Genomic DNA, 18,427 nt, shown 5'->3' with positions numbered 1-18,427 from the left:
CATGAGCCGATTCAAGTACCTGGCAGGGGTAGCGGTGCTCAGCCTTCTCGCTCTAACCGGATGCACCACGAGCAGCGGCGTTGCGCAAACCGGACAAACCCCCCGAGAGAGCGAATACGAAGCTGTCGGGCCGGTCGCGAACGACGACTCGGGGCTGTCTGCGACTGAAGACGACTTCATCGACTTCATCAAAAGGAATGCGCCCGTCGGCTACGCCGTGAGCACGGATCGCGAGGTTATCGCTTACGGCTACGGAATATGCAAGCTTCTCGACGATGGCCTCTCTGTCGTCGAGATAATGGCTCGCACGGTAGAGCTATCCACTGACGACAACGCGGCTCTAGCTGAGATGGCTCAGGTCTCGGTTGCCGGTGCGCCTCAGACACTTTGCCCCGAGCATCTGGAGTCAGTGCAGGCACAGTTCGAAGAGTTCAGCTAGCCCCTCGCTAACGCTGAAACCTACTGGCAAACCTAGGGCTTACTCCGTACCTCCCGAACCCCTCTCTAGTTCGGGGGTTCGGAGGTACGTAGACGCTTTAGCCCCGGAAAATCAAGGAATAACGCGTACCTGAGGGGCAGGTACGAGCCCTCGGCGCAGGTACGCCGTTTGGGGGAAATCCCACAAGGTAAACTTTTGAGTAATCCCAATTTGGGCAGATCAAACCCCAAACCTTAAACACTGTCGCAAGTGCAACGGTACAGGGTCGGATCGAACTTCGCAACATCGGCATTTTGCCGAAGGAAGGCCGACAATGGCTGACAAGATTTCTGATTTCATGCAGGACGGCGACGGAATCGCCTTGCGGTTGAACGACGGCACGACCCCTTTTAAGGCCGTCGTGCGGTTCGTAGACTTCGCGGGCGTCATGACATACGCCGGGGTGAATGGCGAGAGTCCATTCGTTTTCTACCCGTGGTCGGCAATCGACTTCCTGACGGTGTCCAAGTGACCGCCGTCTACGACCACCTCGCCGACGTGCACCTCGTAGCTACGGATGCCGAGCGCGACCGCTGGGCGTACGCGCCCGAGTCCAATGAGCCTCACTCCGTGCGGACAGGCTGGAAGCCCGAGTATGCCCGCGAGCCATACGAGCGCCCCGCTGACGCGCTGGACGGGGCTTGGCAGGCATATCAGGATGCCGCGCGGCTCCACGCTGAGACAGCGGCGGACGCGCTTTGCAAGGCAGGCGATTGTGAGTGCTCACTGCCCGAGTGGCAGGCTCTGGAAGCCGCTATGAATGGCGAGCGGATAGCGGCAACTGTGAAAGCTAATCCGATCTTCGCGGACGTCGGCGCGATCCTGGATGGCACCCTAGAACGCCCGAGGGCGACGGTGGGGCGCATGACGAGCGGCAATCACCTGTTTTACCGTGCCAGCCATAACCAACTGATCGGCGATCCCGAGTCGGCTAAGTCGCTTCTGGCGCTCTCAGTAGCCGCAGACGAGCTATTCAACGGCGGCAGCGTCTTCTGGGTAGACATGGATCACAACGGCGCGGGTTACATCGTCAACCTGTTTCGCGAGTGGGGCGTGCAGCCCGAAGTGCTCCGCGATCCGAGCCGATTCTTACTTCTCGATCCCGAAGACAAAGAGATGCTCAAAGAGGGCATGGACGTTGCCATCAGTGCCGGCTTCACGTTCTCAGTCATCGACTCCATCGGCGAGCTTCTCGGCCTGTACGGAGTGTCAGCGAATGACGATGAGGGTTATACCCCCGTCAACCGTGCGGTAATGGCACGCATGGCCCGCGCTGGCCTGTGCGTCATCTCAATTGACCACATGGCGAAGGGGCATGATTCCCGCGAGTACGGCGCTTCGGGCACCATCGCCAAGAAACGCGCCATTGACGGCGCGATGTATGAAGTGGCCATCGTTGAGCCCTTCGCCCCTGGCAAGGGTGGCCGATCCCGTTTGAAGCTTCGCAAGGATCGCAAGGGCAACATTCGCGAGCACGCAAACGATAAGGGCAAGGCACCACACATCGCGGACTTCGTACTAACCCCGCTCCCCGAGGGCGGCAACGCCTGGAAGTTCTATGCGAAGGAAGCGCCGGTCACACAAGAGACTAAGCAAGAGCAAGACGTCAACCGCGTACTCGCAGATCTGGACGCCATCACGGTAACCGGCGTCAAGGCGCTGCTCGGATGCGCGACCGACTACGCGGCACTCATCGCGAGGCTCGCCAAGGCTCAAGCCACCGACGGCGAGGCGAAGTAATGGGGACGCGGACGCTCTCGGCACGCATTCACTCCGCACGGCAGTTCGCGCGCGGCATACCCGCATGGGCCGCTCACCTCGCAGCACCTATGGCCTCAATCGTCACCGCAGCCACCGCCCTGTTGCACTACGGGTAACTCACCGGACACGCCAACGGCTGAACGTCTTAATCAAGACCCCCGGACTTTACGCGGTTATCGCGGATCAGTTCCCACCCTTGTCGCGCACAGCGCACCAACGGAAAGCGACGCTCTTGAAAGACTCGATCTCTTCCTGCGGGCGCCCAAGACGCTCAGCACTCTTGAATGCGCGCCACCACACACGCCCATACTCAGCGGCCTGAGATTTGGTGGCCGATCCCGACGCGGGCGGGATTGGGTCAAACCCTTCAGGCGGCTTGCGTTTGCGACTGCGACTCGGCAACCCCGCTACCTTCCGTGCCATGTCCAGCCATGACGCCTCATCGTCCGCCGCCTTCACAGATGCCGCCCGAACCTCGGCGTCTGAAACCACTCTCGTTACAGCAACAAGCTCGATACCACGTGGCGGCTTATTTCCAACCTCGACAACAACAGCGTAGGCGGCTCTCTTATCGCCACCCGGGACAACCACTCGCATCCCAACCTCGGGAAACTCACGCAAGTTCCACGCATACGAGTACCCGCCACCCGATGTTGCGGGCCGCGATGATGCGAGATCACGAAACGCGACGGCCACAACTTTGGGTCTTCGTTTGAACCAGGGCGACATGACCACACTCTAGAACACCCAGCCAGGCGCGAGCGAGATCGCGCCAAGAGTCGGCGGGGATGTCATCGTGCTTCACCATCCCGGCAGCGCGGGCCCGTCAAACTCTGGCGGCTTCCGTGCGGGCGGTATGGGTAACCGATAGCCGCATTCCGGGCAGACGAACGCGCCCGGCTCGTCACGCAGCGTGACCCCATCGTTGGGGCATGCCGGTTGAGTTCCGAAGTCATCCATAGCGCTACTCAATCAATCCCTGGCAGTACAACTTCACCTTCGCAAGTTCGCCGTAAATCGTAAGGTTCAGTTGTTCTAGCTCGTCGTCGTCGATCTCTCTGCTGACAATCAGCGGGGTTACGTCCGCCGTCCGCTTGAAAGCCGCCTCAATAGCGTCGATTGATTTATCGACGTCCTCATTCCCGAAATCGATCTCGGCAAAGCCATCGCCTATCTCCCGCGACGTGCGCTCATATAGCTCGGCGTCATCGGGCGATTCAACCAACGCAAGGAGCGCGTCCTGTTTGACCATCAAGCTCGCGACTTTCTCGCATGAGGATTCTTTCGAGCTGGCGCAGCCCGTCAGCATAAGCGCGACACCGAGAGATGCAACGACAAAGGCGAGAGAGCGGCTCATAGGTGGAGCATATCGATCTCGGCAGATAGAGCGATAGACACACCTTGACCGTGCGGAAATACCGCTTCAAAGCGCCCCGCGTCCACAAACTAAACTTGTAGCATGTTTGCTACAATGCACCCCCGCTCGTCATTCACCCCGCCTATCGAAAAGGCGCTCGCGCCCGTCTGGCGCTCTGAATCGACCAACACTGGCGCGGATACCATCGCGTCCTACCGCGAGCAGGTACAGGCTCGCCGAGTCGCTCTCGGGCAGATTCTGAGCATCGAGGGACGCTATGTCTGACCGCCCTATTTGCAAGACGCCCGGTTGCGGTTCTCCGGCGGGACGGCACAGCACAGCACCGAGCGGCAGGACGAACTACCGCACACAGTGTGGCCCGTGTTACCGGCGCGACCTCCGCGAGCGTCGGGGCGGGCTCATCGACAACCCGATCAGCTTCGATTGGTCAGGCGTTACGACCGTCGTCGTCTGCTCAGCGTGCGGGCAGACTTTCGGGCCTTGCCTCAGCGCGCAAGACGCTTACGACCTCGCGGGCGCTCATCTTGCCAACGTGCACGCAGGTATCTCGTACCGTGCCCTGTCCCGTAGCGCAGTGGATGCCGAGCACGCCGAACAGCGCGCAGCCGAGCGGGAAACCAAACGGCAAGAGCGGGAAACCGAACGGCAAGAGCGGGAAACCAAACGGCAAGAGCGGGAAACCGAACGGCAAGAGCGGGAAACCGAACGGCAAGAGCGGGAAGCCGAGCGCAACGATGCAAGGGCACAGCGCGATGCCGTGATTGTGGCGGCAATCAACGCTGGCCGCACCACCCATTCGATCCGCGTTGAGTTCGGCGCAGGCCGCGCGCGCATCGACCGCGTACGTAATACCTATTTCACTGCTGAGCAACTGGAGGCCGCAAGCGCAGCGCATGAGGCTGAGCGGGCACAGCGGGACGCCACAAAGGATGCCGAGATTGCAGCGGCACGCGATGCCGGTACACCCCTCAAGGCCATTCAGCGGGCGTTCAATGTGGGCGCCAAGCGTGCCCGCAATGCAGGTCGCAGCGAAGGGACGCAATCATGACCACTACCCGCCCGCCCCTCTGGCTTGAGGAACCTTCATACTTTGGCGCTGTCGGCGTCTGCACCGCGTGCGGTTATCAGTGTGGCCCGTGGCCCGACCTGGATGACGGCGAGGCACACCTACTCGCACACTGGCGAGCCCATCACGGGCAGACAAACCAAGGCGGGCGCGCGCCGGTTGTCGTTCGCGAGGGCGAACAGGCGCAGTGCCTCTCCCCCGGTTGCACTCGCCCCGCCTATCACCCCAGCACTGGCGAGTGTCGCGCGTGCTACCGACGGCGACGACGTGGCGAAGGGCACGCAGCGTGAGCGTGTACAGCGCCACGGGCACAGCCTGGCGGGCGCAGCGGCTCCGGGTACTGGAGCGCGACGGCTGGCTCTGTACCGCGTGCGGCAAGACGCTCGACGGCGAAGATGCAACGGTCGATCACGTTGAGCCTGTCGCGCTGTCCGAAGGCCGCGACTATCGCGACGACGAACTCGTATCGATGTGCCGAGGGTGCAACTCCCGCAAGGGTGCCCGGTTGCTCATCCGTATGCCGTGGTTCAACCCCCGGTGGCTGGCGAGCCTCGCATGAGCGCCGTCGTTTTTCTGAATGTGCCCCGAGTTCACCCCGCCCCCTCCGCTTCCTCTCACGAACGACCCCGAAATATTCCGATTGGAACCCGACTATGACCGCGAACACCCCAGATACCTTCGCGGGCGCTGTCGAAGCATTCAAGAGTGCTTCGCCTTGGCTCGGCGCTTCCGATATGCCCGCCCTCGTGACGCTCAATAAGCTCGCCGAGCTGCTCGACAACGGCGACTTGACCCCGGCGCTCGTCGCTCAGTTCGGGCTCACGTTCCGCAGCCTTGCCAAGCTCGCCCCGGCGACGGATGATGCGCCCGACCCACTGGAGAAGGCGCTACGCGAGGCGAAGGGCGCGTGACACGTCTAGTCGCGCTACTTCCAATAGGCGTCGCAGTGGTCTACGAAGTCGGCGTTGATCCCGTCCAACGCCTTCGTTGCCTTTCGACTCATGTCGTCATCGCCGTTCCGCAATGCAGATACGACATTGAGCGCTTCCCTTTTCATACCGTCCGCGAACGCTCTGAGTTCGCCGCTCATGGGCGTATCTTTGGCGTCGATTGCGCCGCCGATGCCCTCAAGCGTGCCGTACCAGCTTTCTTCGCCGAAGTCCTTAGCCATGTCGCGATTACCGAGCGCGTTGGCGAACACATGTGCGCCCGTGGACACGCGCGTGCATGCGTGGGCTTCCTGATCGTCGGTCACGCTGGCAGAGCATCCCGCCAAGCTGACCGTCAGCATCAGTGCCGCACCCACCGCGTAAGCATGTCGCATGGTTGAGACACTAGCGCCATTCGAGGACATTGCGCCGTGGCCACCGACGCGGCACACTCCCCCGCTGTCCGCTGGCTTCCGATCACTGTTCGATCCCTATGCCCGCGCGTTCGGCATCATCTGGCGGCAAGCGTTCGGTTACGACCTCGAAGCCTGGCAAATCGAACTCATCCGCGCGATCCTCGAAGTCTTCCCCGATGGGCACCCCCGTGCGGGCGAACTCCGCTGGATGCAAGCTGTCGTCTCGCTGGCGCGGCAGAACGGCAAGACCGAGATAGCGGCAGCGCTGGGCTTGTGGCGACTATTGCACCGTGCGGGCGCGCTCGTCATCGGCATCGCGTCTTCAGCCGAGCAAGCGGGCCTCGTGTACCGCCGCACGATGCGCGCGATTGTGGGTAACCCCTCGCTCGCTCGTCGCTTCGATGGGCTGACGGAGACTCGCGGCATCCGCGCGCTCGACGGCGGGCGTTACGAGCTCAAGGCCGCACGGTCGGCAGCGTTGCAAGGTCTCCCTATTGACCTCGGGCTCGTGGACGAATTGCACCTACTCAAGCGCGAGCTTTGGGGCGATCTTGTCTCGGGCACGGGCGGGCGCGTCGATTGCCTCGTCGTCGGGATCACGACGGCAGGCGATGCCGAGAGTGAGCTACTTATCGACTTGTACAAGCTCGGCGACAAGTCCATCGCGAACGACGGCGAGGGCCGCGTCGGCTTTTGGGTCTGGGAAGCGCCCGAGGCGCGCGTACCCGAGGACGACGAGACACTAGGCCGCTGGCTGGCGATGGCGAACCCGTCGATTGCGAGCGGACGGCGCGACCTTGAAAACCTCATATCTCTCGTACGTAGCAAGCCCGAGCCCGACGCCATTCGCTATCACCTGAACCAATTCTTGGCAGCGTCCCGCGCACCCTTCCTGCCCTTCGACAAGTGGTTCGCAGCCCGCCGACTGGATGGCGAGCCGTTCCCAACCTCGCGCCCTATCTTCACCTTCGACGCAAGCCCGGGCCTCGGCTACGTCGCCGTCACCGCGACCGCACGCGACGAGAACGGCGTACTGCATACCGAGCTTGTCGCTTCGCTTGTGAGCCCCTCGCTCGATGACCTCGTGCGCCTGGCGCTCAAGTTGTCCGCTCATGCCCCGTTGAGGTATGCGCTGGACGGCTACCGGCTCCGGGCGCTCGGCGACGAGCTCAAGCGGCGAGGGCTCCCGGTCTACATCGGCACGGGCAGCGATGCGCTCCAGTCGGCGGCGCTGCTCTATCGGCTCGTCGCGTCCGGCATGCTCAAGCACGCGGGCGACGACTTGCTCAGTCAACAGATGCCACGCGCGATCCGTAAGAACGTCGGCGAGTCTTTCCGCATCTCCCGTGCGGATTCTTCGACCGAGATTGACGCCGTATGTGCAACAGCGCTAGGCGTGCTCGTCGCCGAGATGACCCCTGACTCTGGCATTCAAGTGTTCTGAGCATTCCGATAACTCAGGTTGTCGCAGGGGCATAAAATGGGCATGTCTTGCTTCCTAGACTTGACAGTATGATCAGTTTCTCGCCCCAACACCTTCCATTCTGCTAATGGGGCGCTTCTGGGACTTGATCACGGGCGCGGAACTCTCCCATAACCGCGCAGCCGAGGGTGAGCCGGGCGGCATTGCGATTCCATCTCGCGATGCCGCCCGCACCGTCGGTGGCATCGAAGCACTCTCGCTCGGCGCTGTCTATCGCGCAGTGTCGATCCGCTCGACTGCGATTGTTCAACTCTCGATTGACGTTGAGCGTGCGGGCGAACTCATTACGACGCCTTCGCTCATCCGGCGCCCTGATATCGACACCCCGCTCTCTGTCTTCCTTGAGCGCACCGTCGTATCCCTCAACCTCGCGGGCAACGCGTACTGGCGCATTCGCCGTGACTCTGCCGGGCAGGTCAATTCACTTGAGGTACTCAACCCTCACGACGTCACCATTCAGACGACGCCCTCGGGGCGCATCTCGGCATACGTCTATCGCGGACACGACCTCAAGCCCGCCGACGTTCAGCACCTAAGCAAGCTTCGTGTTCCCGGCTCGCCGTATGGCCTGGGCCCGATTCAGGCCGCAGCGGCTGAGATTCGCGGCGCTCTCGACCTTCGCGACTACGCCTCAGGTTGGTTCGCATCCGGCGACGTCCCCTCGGGCGTGCTCTCGGCAAGCGCACATCTGACCGACGAGCAAGCCGACGCCATCCGCACGCGCTGGACAGAAACACGCGGCGGCACTCGCGGCGTTGCCGTTCTCGGGCAGGGCACGAGCTATGAAGCCGTGCAGCTATCCCCCGAAGATGCACAGTTCCTCCAGTCGCAGCAATGGAACGTTACGAGCATCGCTCGCCTGTTCGGCGTCCCCTCGTCGCTCATGCTGGCTGTTCTCGACGGCAACTCGATGACCTATTCGAACGTGCAAGACGAATACCAAGCCTTCGCACGTTACGGGCTCGCCGATGACATTCGCGAGATCGAGGAAGCCTTTACGGCGATCCTGCCTCGCGGGCAGCGCGCCCGTTTCAACGTCGAAGCCCTTTTGCGCATGACTACGCGCGACCGCTACTCAGCGCACGCCGTCGCTCTCAACTCGGGCTGGATGACCCCCAACGAGATTCGCGTCGTCGAAGGGCTCGACCCTATCGATGGCGGCGACGTACTCCGAGCCCCCAACACTCCCCCGAAGGCGGAAGCATGACCGACCTACTTACGCGCGCGTTCGACATTCGCGCAACCGACGACGAGACACGAACCGTTGAAGGTGTCGCTGTCCCGTGGGGCGTGACTATCGCCGTCGGCGGCATCCGCGAGCGCTTCGAGCATGGAGCCGTTGAGGTTCCCGCAGATGGCCGCGTGCTGCTCTACGACCGCCATGCCGAGCCCATCGGGCGACTGACTGCTCACGAAGACACCGAGGCCGGATGGAGCATCCGCGCGGAATTCTCCGACACCGCACGCGGGCGCGATGCCTGGACGCTCGCAAAGGACGGCGTTATGTCGCAAATGTCTATCGGCTTTATCGCTCGCGAGGACGACGAAGACGCCGACGGCACCATCGTTCGCCGCCGCGTCGAAGTACGCGAAGTCTCCCTAGTCCCGTTCGGTGCGTACGGAAACGACGCCCCGGTTACCAATGTCCGCCATGACTCGGCGGCTGACAACAACGCGGCGCAGTCCGCAGAAAGGAGTCGGCAGATGACCGACCCCGTTACCGCCGCCGAGGCCACCGAGCTTCGCGGCGCAATCGATGACCTCGCACGCACTGTTGAGGCACTCAACAGCCACGAGGATGACTCCATCGCAGTAGATACTCGCACCGCAGGCGAGGCGCTCAAGGCCATTGCCGCAGGCGACGACACCAGCATTCGCGGCTATGAAGACACGCTCGTGCGCGCATACACAGGCGGCACAACCGCTGACACCGTGGCGCAGGCCGGTTGGGTCGGCGACCTTACCCGCATCTTCGACGCAAGCTCGGGCGCGCTCGCTGACGTGTTCTCGACGGGCACTCTCCCGGCGACTGGCACGAGCATTGAGTACGCCGAGCTCAAGTCGAATACTGTCTCGGTTGACGAACAGCTCGCCGAGGGTGACAACATCACTTTTGGCAAGGTAGCTACCGAGATCAAGTCGGCTCCGGTCAAGACCTACGCGGGCGGCACTGAGCTTTCGCGTCAGCAGATTGAGCGCGCCTCGGTCAACGTCGTTCAGACCTCACTGGAGGCGCTCGGCACCGCAGCGGCAGCACGTAAGAAGGCCGTACTCCGTGCGGCATTCATCGCGGCCGTCACGGCTCGCGAGGCCATCGCCGTTAATGGTGGCGTCGTCGTTCTCGGCGCAGTGCTCGCAAGCTCGACCGCTCTCCAGTGGACTAACAGCGTCGTAGATGCCGCAATCAAGCTCGATGCCGAGAACCTCGCCATTGACGCTCTGATCGTGTCCCCGTCCGTGTTCAAGCACCTCAACGCGCTTGAGACTGAGGGGCACCGCGTGTTCCGAGTCGCAGACGATGCACGCACTGTCGGCACGCTGAACCTGCCTGGCCTCGAAGGCAACCTCGCGGGCATCCGCGTTGTGGCTGACGTTGGCCAGACCGGCGACAAGGCCGCGTTCGTCAACGGGCGGGCGATCCGTCAGTATGACTCGCCGCTCGTGTCGCTCCAGGACGACAACCTCGTCACCCTGTCGAAGTCGTTTGCGGTCTACCGTTACGGCGCAATTGCCGCCGAGATTCCGGCTGGCATCGTCCCCGTCAAGCTCGCAGCTTCCTAAGGCTGACCAATGACCGCCGCCGACCTCGCGCTCTATGTAAGCCCCGATATGCCTCTCAGCGAGGCATCCTCGGCGTACGCGGGCGAGTGCTGGGAGGAAGCCGAAGCGCTCATCTCCCAGCACGTCGGCGCGGCCTCTGTTCCCGCTGTCGTACTCAAGCGAGCAACCCTTGAGGTTGGTTCCGAGCTTTACCACCGCCGCAAGGCACCGAACGGAATTGCGCAGTTCGCAACTCCCGAGGCGTCAAGCCCCGCGCGCATTGCACGCGATCCGCTCGTCGGCGCGTACCCGCTGCTCGCTCCCTGGCTCGGGCGAGGTATCGCATGATTCTTGTCTCCGAACGTAAGGCCATCGCCGAGGTGCTGACCGGCGCGGGCATCCGCACCGTGGCTCACGTGCCAACGCGCCCCGAACCGCCAATCGCATTCGTCGTCCCCGGCTCGCCATACCTCGAAGGCGGCGACACCTTCGGACAGAAGACGCTCCGACTCGACATGTGGATCGTCGCGGGCCAAGGCGATAACGACTCGCTATCCGACGCGCTCGACGCGCTCATCGTGACAGCACTTGCCGCGCTCGAAGCCGACGACTTGACCGTCGAAAACGTCAGTCAGCCCATCGCATGGCAACCGTCAACGGGCGGCGAATACCTCGTCGCTGTCATCGGTATCCGTACCGAAATCTCCACCCCAACCCCAAGCGCCTAGGAGGCGACAAAAATGACAAGTACTCGTATTCGAGGAAAGCGCCTCGGGCTCATGCTCGGCGCAGCAGACGGCACCCCCGCCTGGCAGGACATTACGACCTACACCCTCGCGAACGAAGACCTCGATTCACCGACGTTCGGCGACGTGGCAACTGGCGCTGGACAGTGGATGCTCTCGGGCACCGCGATTCAGTCCACGGCAGCCGATTCGTTCTGGCAGTACGTCTGGGCGAACGCGGGCAGCGAAGTTGCCTTCACGCTCGCACCGCACGGCAACGAGACTCCCAGCGCCGCGCAGCCGCATTTCCTCGGCACTGTGACGATTGGCCGCAAGCCTTCGCTCGGTGGCGATGTGAACTCGACCGGCTACACCTTCGAATTCGAATGGGAAGTCGTCGGCGAGCCAACGCTTGACGACGGCACCGGCGTCTGACGCATGTACCCCCGGCTCGGCGCACGCTCTCGACCCTCGGTTCGTTTCGAGGGCGTTGAGCGTGCGTTCGAGTTGACCTCATACAAGATCGTCAGTGAAGACGGCGTAACAGGCTTCCTGTCGCCGTTTGAGGGCGCAGACGATAGGCCGACGTACCTCGAAGGCACCGCTTACCAGTCGCTCGCCGAGGGCTCGCTATGGCGCTTCGCTCGTGACCACTCGGGCGAGCGAGTCGAGTTCGTCGTCGCACCGCACGGCAATGCCGAGCCTGGCATCAATCAGCCGCATTACCGGGGCAGCGTCGTCGTAGGGCCAAAGCCTGACCTTGGCGGCGAAGCCGAGGATCGAACGTTCCTATTCGAATTCGCATGGCGCGTCGTGGGCGAAGTCGAGGAACTCGCATGAGCGACGAGTTCGAGGTTGTCAGCGGCACAGGCCGCGTGCGCGTCAAGGGACTTCGCAAGACGCTTCGCTCGATGGAACAGGCGGGCGCGGATGCCGAGAGCATGCGCGACCTCATGCATTCCATCGGCAGCATCGTCGTTCGCTCGGCAAGCCCGCCACGAGTCAGCGGCGCTCTCGCGGGCACGATGCGCGCAGGACGCGGCAAGACAAAGGCCGTCGTTCGTGCCGGTGGCGCGCGCGCTCCCTATGGCCCCGTCATTCATTACGGCTGGCCCGCACGGGGCATCTCAGCGCAGCCATTCCTTTCGGACGCGCTCAACCGCAACCAAGCAAACATCTTCCGCGAACTCGACACGGGCATCGCGGACATCCTCAGCCATAACCGGCTGACCTAACAGAAAGTCGAGACGACTAAATGGCAATTGATTACTCCACCCTGACGATGGGTGAAATCGGACAGATCGAGTCCCTCTCCGGGCAGGGCATCGCCGTACTGGAGAACGAACAGGCACCTAAGGGCTTGGCACTGGCCGCGCTCGCGTTCATTGTGAAGCGCCGCGAGAACCCGCGCTTCACCTGGAATGAGGCACAGTCCCTCACCTTCGCCGAGGTTGGCGACGTGCTCGGGCTCGACACGTCCGACGACACCGAGACGGAGACCACCGACGCCGACCCTTTCGAGTTGCCCGAAGCGTCCACGACTTCGGGCAAGCGTCGCTCGAAGACGACCGACTAGGCGACATGGCGACGTTCGTCGTGCGGCTCCGTTGGACGCCTTCGGATTACTGGCGAATGACCGCCGCTGAACGTGACGCCATCATTCGCGAACTCAACAGATCCCACTAACTCCCTGCCCTCGGTTGGTCTCGCACCGAGGGCAGGGCATCCCAGCCCGAGACGGAACGGAGCGAGTGCATGAGCAAGCACACAATCGCAATCTCAGTGCTCGCTGACACGAAGCCATTCAGTAAGGCCATGAAGGGCATTGGCGGCATCGCAAAGGGTGTCGCCGTCGGTGCTGGCGCAATCGCCGCCGCAGTCGGCGTGATCGGCATCAAGGCCATCGGCGCAGCGTCTGACCTTGAGCAAGCGATGGGCGGCATGCAAGCCGTATTCAAGGGCGCAGCGGGCGAGATGGCCACGCTCGCCACTAACGCGGCGCAGTCCGTCGGGCTCACCACGTCTGAGTACGCCTCGCTCGCTACCGTGCTCGGCAGTCAGCTAAAGAACATGGGCGTCAGCACTGACGACCTGGCGGGGCAGACCGATTCACTCGTCGGGCTCGGCGCTGACCTCGCGGCGCAGTTCGGCGGCTCTACCGCCGACGCCGTAGGGGCGCTCAGCTCCCTCATGCGCGGTGAGCGTGACCCCATCGAGAAGTACGGCGTTTCGATCAATGAGGCGCGCATTCAGGCCAAGCTCGCCGAGATGGGCCTATCGGGTCTGACCGGCGAAGCGCTCACTCAAGCCAAGACGCAAGCGACCCTTGCACTGCTCTATGGCCAGACCGCCGACGCACAAGGCGCGTTCGCTCGCGAGTCCAACACGCTCGCAGGTCAACAACAGCGGTTGGGCGCATCGCTCGCCAACATCAGCGCCACGATTGGCACGGCTCTACTTCCCGCCGCTACCGCCGCAGTCGGCGCGTTTGGCCAGATCGTGCAAGTCGTGTCGAACTCCGCTGGATTCGCCGCATTCACGCAAGGGCTGGCAAACGTTTCTCAGGGCATGGCGGATGCCGTGGCCGGATTCATGGCAGGCGATGGGCTCGACTTCACAAGCATTGCGACCGGGCTACTCAGCGCGCGAGATGGCATCGTCGATGCCGCGCTGAACGCGCTTGGCGGCATCCTGGATGCGGCGACTGAGATTGTCCCGCTCGTCATTCAATCAACCGCGAGCCTCATTGAGCGCGTCGTCGGCTTCCTCTCCGCTAACGCCCCGATGCTGCTCGCGGGCGCTGTCGCCCTGTTTACGGGCCTACTCAGCGCAGTTGCGACCATTCTTCCGCCGCTCATTACTTCGCTCGCCACGATGCTCCCTGGCATCGTTACGGCGCTGCTCGGCATGCTCCCGGCGATCCTCGCGGCAGCTACTCAGATGTTCACCGCGCTTGTGCAGGCGATCCCGGTTGTTATCCCGGTTCTGCTCTCGACGCTCGTAACGCTCATCCCGGCACTCGTCGCCGCGATCCTTGGCATGATCCCCGCAATTCTCGACGGCGCGATTTCACTGTTTGCCGCCATCGTTGAGGCAATCCCCGTCATCATTCCGCTCGTCATCACGGCGCTGCTCGGGCTCATCCCGACGCTCGTATCGACAGTGCTCGGCATGATCCCGACGTTGCTCGAATCAGCATTCAAGTTGTTCACCGCGCTTGCCACGGCGATTCCAAAGATTATCCCCGAACTCATCCCCGCGCTGCTCGGGCTACTCCCAACCATCATCAGCACGCTGCTTGGCATGATCCCGTCGCTGCTCAGGGCGGGCGCTGACCTCATCGGCGGGCTCGTCAAGGGACTTTGGCAAGCCGCAAGCTCGGTCGGCTCCGCGCTACTCGACATCGCCAAGAGCGCTATCGGTGACTTCCTATCGTTCCTCGGCATTCAGTCGCCATCACGCCTGTTCGCCGGATACGGTCAGAACGTCATCGCCGGTTTGGCTCGCGGGCTCGGGAAGGCGCGCCCTGTTGACCTCGCGATGCGGTCACTCGCACGCACGGTCGATACGAGCTTCGCGCCGACCATGACGCTCGGCGCTGACCGCGTTACGAGTTCGGCTCGCCCCGTGCGGACGGCAGCGCAGATGCCGAATGTCGTTCACCTGTCGCCGCAGGATCGCGAGCTACTGCGAACCAACAACGTGCAGTTGCGGATCGGCAATAGGGATATCGCGCAGGCGCAGGGCTCGGCGAACTTCGTAACCAAGCGGCAGGGCGTCGGATAGCAAACATGTCCTAATTGACTGTTTCGCAGGTCGAACCCGCTGCCGTGCTTGGGCAGACTCGCCGGCGACAGGTTCACGGTAAGTCGCTGGCGCGTCAACTCGAGTTGAGCGTTCGTCACCGCGTTGTGCACGCGCTGAGCCGCTTCACCCAGTGCTTTGTCCGGCAGCCCGACGATTTTGAATCCCGGCGTCTGATTCGACACGTCAGCTTCGATCTCGACCAGGTGACCGTCCACGCCCGTCAGCGCGACCGCCCAGGTTCGCGCCGTCCTCATCGCAGATCCACCAGATGCTCAAGCTGACCTGCAGTCGGGTCTCCGCCAATGATCCCGATCACATCGATGCGCAGCATCCGATTCTTGGCGAGGTCGGCATGATCTCGGCACCAGGCGTACCCCAGCCGCCAGAGGCGCTCCTTCTTGCGCTCATCGACCGCTTCGAAGGGATGCCCGAAATCAATACTGCGCCGGGTCTTCACCTCGACGATGCACAGTGCTCCATCGCGCTCTGCGACGATGTCGATCTCGCCCTGCGAGCACCGCCAGTTACGCGCCAGAATCTGATATCCGCGCTCGATCAGATGCTGCGCCGCGCGTTCTTCACCCGCGCGTCCGAGGTCGTCTTTCGCTGCCATGACGACAGCATGCTCAAACCCAGGAGTGCGGGTACCCCGCGATTACACGAACCGTGCAGAATCCTCGTAGAACCGGAAATGGGGATAACTACTTGCCGTCCAGCGACAGGTCCTCTGGCAGCTCGAATTCTCGTCGCTGGAGCTCTTCAACGTTGACGTCCTTGAATGTGAGCACGCGCACGGCCTTGACGAAACGATCGGCACGGTAAATATCCCAGACCCAGACGTCCTTCATCGAAAGCTCGAAATAGAAGTCATGCTCGGTGTCACGACGGACGACATTCACCTCATTGGCGAGATAAAATCTGCGCTCGGTCTCCACTACGTATGCGAATTGCCCTACGACATCGCGATACTCGCGAAACAGTGCGAGTTCGAGCTCGCGGTCGTAGTCGTCGAATGCCTCTTCATCCATGATGAGTCCATCCTATGAGTTCCTGGGCTGGGAAGCTCAGAACAGGGTCGGTGCATCGGCTATCGCCCACGACGACCGATGAAACGGAGACAATCCCCGGTCTCTGATCGCGGCACGATGCTCGGCGCTGGCGTAGCCCTTGTTGCGATTCCACTGGTACGGCGAGTGCTGCTCATGCAGCTCGGCCATGTGTGTGTCTCGCGCCACTTTGGCGATCACAGATGCTGCCGAAACAGAGGCGCAGTCCCGGTCTCCCTTGATCACCGAGCGCACCTGCAGTGGCACCGGGTGCACGGCCGAAACATAATCGTGGTTGCCGTCCAGGATCACCAGCGTGCGCTCGAGAGACACGCCCTGTACGACCACGGCGTCGATTGCCCGGGATGCGGCCAGCCCCAGCGCGCGGATGATTCCGACCTCGTCAACCTCGGCGGCGCTCGCCCAGCCGACACCGGATGCCGGCACCCAGGCTGCGGCACGGGCGGCGACATCGGGACGACGCTTCTCGGTCACCAGCTTCGAGTCGCGCAAGCCTTCCGGCACGCGGCGGCGGGCCCCGGCAGCATCCATCACAGCCGAACCGACGGCGACCGGGCCTGCCAGCGCACCGCGCCCGACCTCATCGAGCGAGATGATCAGGTCGTACTCGGCCAGGAGTTTGCGCTCCAGACGCAGGGTGGGCGCGACTACCGTCATTCTGGCTCCGGAACCCCGTTGAATACGGGATGATGTCCATCGATCGTGCCGATGCGTCCGAGCGGCCACGTCGTCAAGAAGGCCTTGCCGACAACGTTGTCCAGGGGCACGAAACCACCACTGGGCAGGTCTTGATGGGCGCGAGCATCCTGCGATCGGTCGCGGTTGTCACCGAGCAGCCACAGTGAGTCCGCGGGCACGGTGACATCGAAGGGCTCGTTGGATGCGGCGGTGTCCCCCTCGGGCAGGTTCAGATACGACAATTCATCAACGGGCGCCCCGTTGATCTCGATCTGACCGAGCGCGTTGCAGCAGACCACGTGGTCGCCGGCGGTACCGATGATGCGTTTGACGAGGTGATCTTCGCTGTCAGACGAACTCAGCCCGATCACCGTGAGCAGCGAATCGATCGCTTCGATCAGCGGTGGCCCCGCCGGCTTCTGCACCTGCGCTGGCAGCCACCCGCCCGGATCCTCGAACACGACCACGTCGCCGCGTTCGTATCCCGTCCAGCGCGGCGTCAGCTCATCGACCAAGATTCGGTCGTTCACCAGGAGCGTGCGCTCCATGGATGCGGAGGGAATGTAGAACGAGCGCACGATGAAGCTCTTCACCAGGAACGAAACCAGAGCGGCGATCACGATGATCACCAGCACGTCACGTAAGAAAATCCAGAATCCGCGGCGCCTCCTACCGGGGACCTCACGGGCGGATTCAGTCGTCATCGCGTTCCTTCACGGGGAGCTTCACACCGCGCACTGACGGCTCATTCAAGGTTCCCATACTCCAGGCCGAACAAAAGCACCCCGAGACGCTGTGTCCCGGGGTGCTTGAAAGAATATCGCGATCAGTTGTCGCGCTTCTCCTTGATCTTGGCCTTCTTGCCGTGCAGCTTGCGCAGGTAGTAGAGCTTCGCGCGGCGCACGTCTCCACGGGTGACGACCTCGATGCGGTCGAGCACCGGGGAGTGCACCGGGAAGGTGCGCTCGACGCCCACCTGGAAGCTGACCTTGCGGACCGTGAAGGTCTCGCGCACGCCATCGCCCTGGCGGCCGAGGACGATGCCCTGGAATACCTGGATACGAGAGCGCGAGCCCTCAGTGATGTTGACGTGCACCTTGACGGTGTCGCCGGGACGGAAGTCGGGGATGTCGGAACGGAGCGAAGCCGCGTCGACGGCGTCCAGGATCTGCATGATCGTCTCTCTCTGCACTCGCCACAGGTCGGATGCATGAAATGGAAGGAATACGTAGGTGTGTGCTGAACGGCGCTTGACACGACCGCGGGCTCCCCTGAGGCAGAGCCGGTCACGGCACAACGATCCATTCTCGCACGGAACGCGCACCGCACCAAACCGCAGATCAGGGTTCGGCTACCGGCTTTTCCTTCACGATGATGACTTCCTGCTGGCGAAAGGCCTGGTCCCAGGCATCCGGCTCAGAATCCGTCACCATCGTCGGCGTGACGCGGATGCCGACACTCGCGCTGCGAGCCTCATTCCACAGTTGCCAGAGCATCAGCCAGAACAGCGCTATGGCCGCGGCGATCGCGCCGGTCAGCAGCAGCGGGAACCACGCCTGCGGGTAAAAGCCGACCGCAATCGTCAGGGCGTGCCACACGCCGAAACCGAGCACGTCCCACCACGACAGCATCCGGGTTTCCCGCACCGATGCACGCGCCCGTGCCAGGAGGGTCAACACCAACTGTCCGAGGAACACAGACGGAATCGCGATGAACAGCACCCAGAGGAATGCCCAGCCGCCCGCGTTGAAGATGCCCCAGCCAATCAGCAGCCACAGCGGCAGCACAACCGCGGCCGGAAAGAGCCAGCTGTACAGTGCACGTCGCAACCACATGTCACGATCGTACGTCGCACTTCTATGTGCGTCACCAATGTTCG

At 62.8% G+C, this 18,427-nt stretch carries 25 protein-coding genes and 1 pseudogene; 17 read left to right on the top strand and 9 right to left on the bottom strand.

Going from position 1 to position 18,427, the window contains the following annotated elements; translation table 11 throughout:
• Position 1: 1 nt before the first annotated feature.
• The 3 genes from ACSU1L_RS01490 to ACSU1L_RS01480 all read left to right on the top strand — a co-directional run bounded on the left by ACSU1L_RS01490 (position 2) and on the right by ACSU1L_RS01480 (position 2,218).
• The gene (locus ACSU1L_RS01490; RefSeq protein ID WP_439254400.1) at positions 2 to 439 is read left to right on the top strand and encodes a DUF732 domain-containing protein; all 438 of its coding nucleotides are present in this window, start codon (positions 2 to 4) and stop codon (positions 437 to 439) included.
• A 313-nt stretch (positions 440 to 752) separates the two neighbouring features.
• The gene (locus ACSU1L_RS01485; RefSeq protein ID WP_439254398.1) at positions 753 to 950 is read left to right on the top strand and encodes a hypothetical protein; all 198 of its coding nucleotides are present in this window, start codon (positions 753 to 755) and stop codon (positions 948 to 950) included.
• Positions 947 to 2,218 (top strand): hypothetical protein, encoded by a 1,272-nt coding sequence (locus ACSU1L_RS01480; RefSeq protein ID WP_439254396.1) that lies wholly within the window; start codon positions 947 to 949, stop codon positions 2,216 to 2,218. Before ACSU1L_RS01485 ends, ACSU1L_RS01480 begins: the two co-directional genes overlap by 4 nt.
• Before the next feature lie 985 nt (positions 2,219 to 3,203).
• Here ACSU1L_RS01480 and ACSU1L_RS01475 read toward each other — a convergent pair.
• Positions 3,204 to 3,596 carry a hypothetical protein gene (locus tag ACSU1L_RS01475; RefSeq protein ID WP_439254395.1) on the bottom strand — a complete coding sequence of 131 codons (393 nt, stop codon included), beginning with the start codon at positions 3,594 to 3,596 and terminating at the stop codon, positions 3,204 to 3,206.
• Positions 3,597 to 3,698: 102 nt separating this feature from the next.
• Here ACSU1L_RS01475 and ACSU1L_RS01470 point away from each other — a divergent pair, with 102 nt between their 5' ends.
• The 4 genes from ACSU1L_RS01470 (at position 3,699) to ACSU1L_RS01455 (ending at position 5,594) form a co-directional block, all read left to right on the top strand.
• A complete protein-coding gene (locus ACSU1L_RS01470; RefSeq protein ID WP_439254394.1) occupies positions 3,699 to 3,881 on the top strand; it encodes a hypothetical protein in 183 nt (60 codons plus the stop codon).
• 310 nt (positions 3,882 to 4,191) lie between these two features.
• Positions 4,192 to 4,665 carry a hypothetical protein gene (locus ACSU1L_RS01465; RefSeq protein WP_439254392.1) on the top strand — a complete coding sequence of 158 codons (474 nt, stop codon included), beginning with the start codon at positions 4,192 to 4,194 and terminating at the stop codon, positions 4,663 to 4,665.
• Positions 4,666 to 4,969: 304 nt separating this feature from the next.
• Entirely contained in the window at positions 4,970 to 5,242 is a 273-nt protein-coding gene (locus ACSU1L_RS01460) for an HNH endonuclease (RefSeq protein WP_439254390.1), read from the top strand.
• A gap of 94 nt (positions 5,243 to 5,336) precedes the next feature.
• Complete coding sequence (locus ACSU1L_RS01455) at positions 5,337 to 5,594, top strand: hypothetical protein (protein ID WP_439254389.1); 258 nt, start codon at positions 5,337 to 5,339, stop codon at positions 5,592 to 5,594.
• 14 nt (positions 5,595 to 5,608) lie between these two features.
• Here the strand turns inward: ACSU1L_RS01455 and ACSU1L_RS01450 are convergent, their stop codons facing one another.
• Positions 5,609 to 6,007, bottom strand: a complete 399-nt coding sequence (locus ACSU1L_RS01450) for a hypothetical protein (RefSeq protein ID WP_439254387.1) — start codon at positions 6,005 to 6,007, stop codon at positions 5,609 to 5,611.
• Between ACSU1L_RS01450 and ACSU1L_RS01445 the strand changes: the two genes are divergently transcribed.
• From ACSU1L_RS01445 to ACSU1L_RS01400, 10 genes are all read left to right on the top strand, one after another.
• On the top strand, positions 6,006 to 7,472 hold the full coding sequence (locus ACSU1L_RS01445; RefSeq protein ID WP_439254385.1) for a hypothetical protein: 1,467 nt from the start codon (positions 6,006 to 6,008) through the stop codon (positions 7,470 to 7,472). The genes ACSU1L_RS01450 and ACSU1L_RS01445 overlap by 2 nt on opposite strands.
• A 106-nt stretch (positions 7,473 to 7,578) precedes the next feature.
• On the top strand, positions 7,579 to 8,718 hold the full coding sequence (locus ACSU1L_RS01440) for a phage portal protein (RefSeq protein WP_439254384.1): 1,140 nt from the start codon (positions 7,579 to 7,581) through the stop codon (positions 8,716 to 8,718).
• Positions 8,715 to 10,292 (top strand): HK97 family phage prohead protease, encoded by a 1,578-nt coding sequence (locus ACSU1L_RS01435; protein ID WP_439254382.1) that lies wholly within the window; start codon positions 8,715 to 8,717, stop codon positions 10,290 to 10,292. Before ACSU1L_RS01440 ends, ACSU1L_RS01435 begins: the two co-directional genes overlap by 4 nt.
• A 9-nt stretch (positions 10,293 to 10,301) precedes the next feature.
• Positions 10,302 to 10,619: a hypothetical protein gene (locus ACSU1L_RS01430; protein ID WP_439254380.1), complete on the top strand. Its 318-nt coding sequence runs from the start codon at positions 10,302 to 10,304 to the stop codon at positions 10,617 to 10,619.
• Positions 10,616 to 10,999: a hypothetical protein gene (locus ACSU1L_RS01425; protein WP_439254378.1), complete on the top strand. Its 384-nt coding sequence runs from the start codon at positions 10,616 to 10,618 to the stop codon at positions 10,997 to 10,999. Before ACSU1L_RS01430 ends, ACSU1L_RS01425 begins: the two co-directional genes overlap by 4 nt.
• 12 nt (positions 11,000 to 11,011) lie before the next feature.
• Positions 11,012 to 11,431, top strand: a complete 420-nt coding sequence (locus ACSU1L_RS01420; protein ID WP_439254377.1) for a hypothetical protein — start codon at positions 11,012 to 11,014, stop codon at positions 11,429 to 11,431.
• A gap of 72 nt (positions 11,432 to 11,503) precedes the next feature.
• On the top strand, positions 11,504 to 11,836 hold the full coding sequence (locus ACSU1L_RS01415) for a hypothetical protein (protein ID WP_439254376.1): 333 nt from the start codon (positions 11,504 to 11,506) through the stop codon (positions 11,834 to 11,836).
• Entirely contained in the window at positions 11,833 to 12,231 is a 399-nt protein-coding gene (locus tag ACSU1L_RS01410) for a hypothetical protein (RefSeq protein ID WP_439254374.1), read from the top strand. The genes ACSU1L_RS01415 and ACSU1L_RS01410 overlap by 4 nt, the downstream gene beginning before the upstream one ends.
• Positions 12,232 to 12,251: 20 nt before the next feature.
• Entirely contained in the window at positions 12,252 to 12,572 is a 321-nt protein-coding gene (locus tag ACSU1L_RS01405; protein ID WP_439254373.1) for a hypothetical protein, read from the top strand.
• Between the two features lie 179 nt (positions 12,573 to 12,751).
• Positions 12,752 to 14,782, top strand: a complete 2,031-nt coding sequence (locus ACSU1L_RS01400) for a phage tail protein (protein WP_439254372.1) — start codon at positions 12,752 to 12,754, stop codon at positions 14,780 to 14,782.
• A gap of 38 nt (positions 14,783 to 14,820) precedes the next feature.
• Here ACSU1L_RS01400 and ACSU1L_RS01395 read toward each other — a convergent pair.
• From ACSU1L_RS01395 to ACSU1L_RS01365, 7 genes and pseudogenes are all read right to left on the bottom strand, one after another.
• A pseudogene (locus ACSU1L_RS01395) lies at positions 14,821 to 15,057 on the bottom strand (magnesium chelatase domain-containing protein); the annotation flags it as partial.
• Positions 15,054 to 15,416 carry a YraN family protein gene (locus ACSU1L_RS01390; protein ID WP_438255901.1) on the bottom strand — a complete coding sequence of 121 codons (363 nt, stop codon included), beginning with the start codon at positions 15,414 to 15,416 and terminating at the stop codon, positions 15,054 to 15,056. The pseudogene ACSU1L_RS01395 and the gene ACSU1L_RS01390, both read right to left, overlap by 4 nt.
• A gap of 88 nt (positions 15,417 to 15,504) precedes the next feature.
• Positions 15,505 to 15,831, bottom strand: a complete 327-nt coding sequence (locus ACSU1L_RS01385) for a DUF2469 family protein (RefSeq protein WP_438255900.1) — start codon at positions 15,829 to 15,831, stop codon at positions 15,505 to 15,507.
• 36 nt (positions 15,832 to 15,867) lie between these two features.
• Entirely contained in the window at positions 15,868 to 16,527 is a 660-nt protein-coding gene (locus ACSU1L_RS01380) for a ribonuclease HII (protein ID WP_438255899.1), read from the bottom strand.
• Complete coding sequence (lepB, locus tag ACSU1L_RS01375; protein WP_438255898.1) at positions 16,524 to 17,252, bottom strand: signal peptidase I; 729 nt, start codon at positions 17,250 to 17,252, stop codon at positions 16,524 to 16,526. The genes ACSU1L_RS01380 and lepB overlap by 4 nt, the downstream gene beginning before the upstream one ends.
• A 122-nt stretch (positions 17,253 to 17,374) precedes the next feature.
• Positions 17,375 to 17,722, bottom strand: a complete 348-nt coding sequence (gene rplS / locus ACSU1L_RS01370) for a 50S ribosomal protein L19 (RefSeq protein WP_438255897.1) — start codon at positions 17,720 to 17,722, stop codon at positions 17,375 to 17,377.
• A 166-nt stretch (positions 17,723 to 17,888) separates the two neighbouring features.
• Positions 17,889 to 18,383 carry an MFS transporter permease gene (locus ACSU1L_RS01365; RefSeq protein WP_438255896.1) on the bottom strand — a complete coding sequence of 165 codons (495 nt, stop codon included), beginning with the start codon at positions 18,381 to 18,383 and terminating at the stop codon, positions 17,889 to 17,891.
• Between the last annotated feature and the right edge of the window lie 44 nt (positions 18,384 to 18,427).

Source organism: Microbacterium sp. A94 (assembly GCF_051842855.1).
Lineage (GTDB): Bacteria > Actinomycetota > Actinomycetes > Actinomycetales > Microbacteriaceae > Microbacterium.
Note: the sequence above shows the minus strand (reverse complement) of the source record. Positions and strands in the feature narration are given on the sequence as shown.

Coding starts and splice junctions, on each gene's coding strand:
- ACSU1L_RS01490 (WP_439254400.1), top strand. CDS start 2: ATGAGCCGATTCAAGTACCTGGCAGGGGTAGCGGTGCTCAGCCTTCTC.
- ACSU1L_RS01485 (WP_439254398.1), top strand. CDS start 753: ATGGCTGACAAGATTTCTGATTTCATGCAGGACGGCGACGGAATCGCC.
- ACSU1L_RS01475 (WP_439254395.1), bottom strand. CDS start 3,596: ATGAGCCGCTCTCTCGCCTTTGTCGTTGCATCTCTCGGTGTCGCGCTT.
- ACSU1L_RS01470 (WP_439254394.1), top strand. CDS start 3,699: ATGTTTGCTACAATGCACCCCCGCTCGTCATTCACCCCGCCTATCGAA.
- ACSU1L_RS01455 (WP_439254389.1), top strand. CDS start 5,337: ATGACCGCGAACACCCCAGATACCTTCGCGGGCGCTGTCGAAGCATTC.
- ACSU1L_RS01445 (WP_439254385.1), top strand. CDS start 6,006: ATGGTTGAGACACTAGCGCCATTCGAGGACATTGCGCCGTGGCCACCG.
- ACSU1L_RS01450 (WP_439254387.1), bottom strand. CDS start 6,007: ATGCGACATGCTTACGCGGTGGGTGCGGCACTGATGCTGACGGTCAGC.
- ACSU1L_RS01440 (WP_439254384.1), top strand. CDS start 7,579: ATGGGGCGCTTCTGGGACTTGATCACGGGCGCGGAACTCTCCCATAAC.
- ACSU1L_RS01435 (WP_439254382.1), top strand. CDS start 8,715: ATGACCGACCTACTTACGCGCGCGTTCGACATTCGCGCAACCGACGAC.
- ACSU1L_RS01430 (WP_439254380.1), top strand. CDS start 10,302: ATGACCGCCGCCGACCTCGCGCTCTATGTAAGCCCCGATATGCCTCTC.
- ACSU1L_RS01425 (WP_439254378.1), top strand. CDS start 10,616: ATGATTCTTGTCTCCGAACGTAAGGCCATCGCCGAGGTGCTGACCGGC.
- ACSU1L_RS01420 (WP_439254377.1), top strand. CDS start 11,012: ATGACAAGTACTCGTATTCGAGGAAAGCGCCTCGGGCTCATGCTCGGC.
- ACSU1L_RS01410 (WP_439254374.1), top strand. CDS start 11,833: ATGAGCGACGAGTTCGAGGTTGTCAGCGGCACAGGCCGCGTGCGCGTC.
- ACSU1L_RS01405 (WP_439254373.1), top strand. CDS start 12,252: ATGGCAATTGATTACTCCACCCTGACGATGGGTGAAATCGGACAGATC.
- ACSU1L_RS01400 (WP_439254372.1), top strand. CDS start 12,752: ATGAGCAAGCACACAATCGCAATCTCAGTGCTCGCTGACACGAAGCCA.
- ACSU1L_RS01390 (WP_438255901.1), bottom strand. CDS start 15,416: ATGGCAGCGAAAGACGACCTCGGACGCGCGGGTGAAGAACGCGCGGCG.
- ACSU1L_RS01385 (WP_438255900.1), bottom strand. CDS start 15,831: ATGGATGAAGAGGCATTCGACGACTACGACCGCGAGCTCGAACTCGCA.
- ACSU1L_RS01380 (WP_438255899.1), bottom strand. CDS start 16,527: ATGACGGTAGTCGCGCCCACCCTGCGTCTGGAGCGCAAACTCCTGGCC.
- lepB (WP_438255898.1), bottom strand. CDS start 17,252: ATGACGACTGAATCCGCCCGTGAGGTCCCCGGTAGGAGGCGCCGCGGA.
- rplS (WP_438255897.1), bottom strand. CDS start 17,722: ATGCAGATCCTGGACGCCGTCGACGCGGCTTCGCTCCGTTCCGACATC.
- ACSU1L_RS01365 (WP_438255896.1), bottom strand. CDS start 18,383: ATGTGGTTGCGACGTGCACTGTACAGCTGGCTCTTTCCGGCCGCGGTT.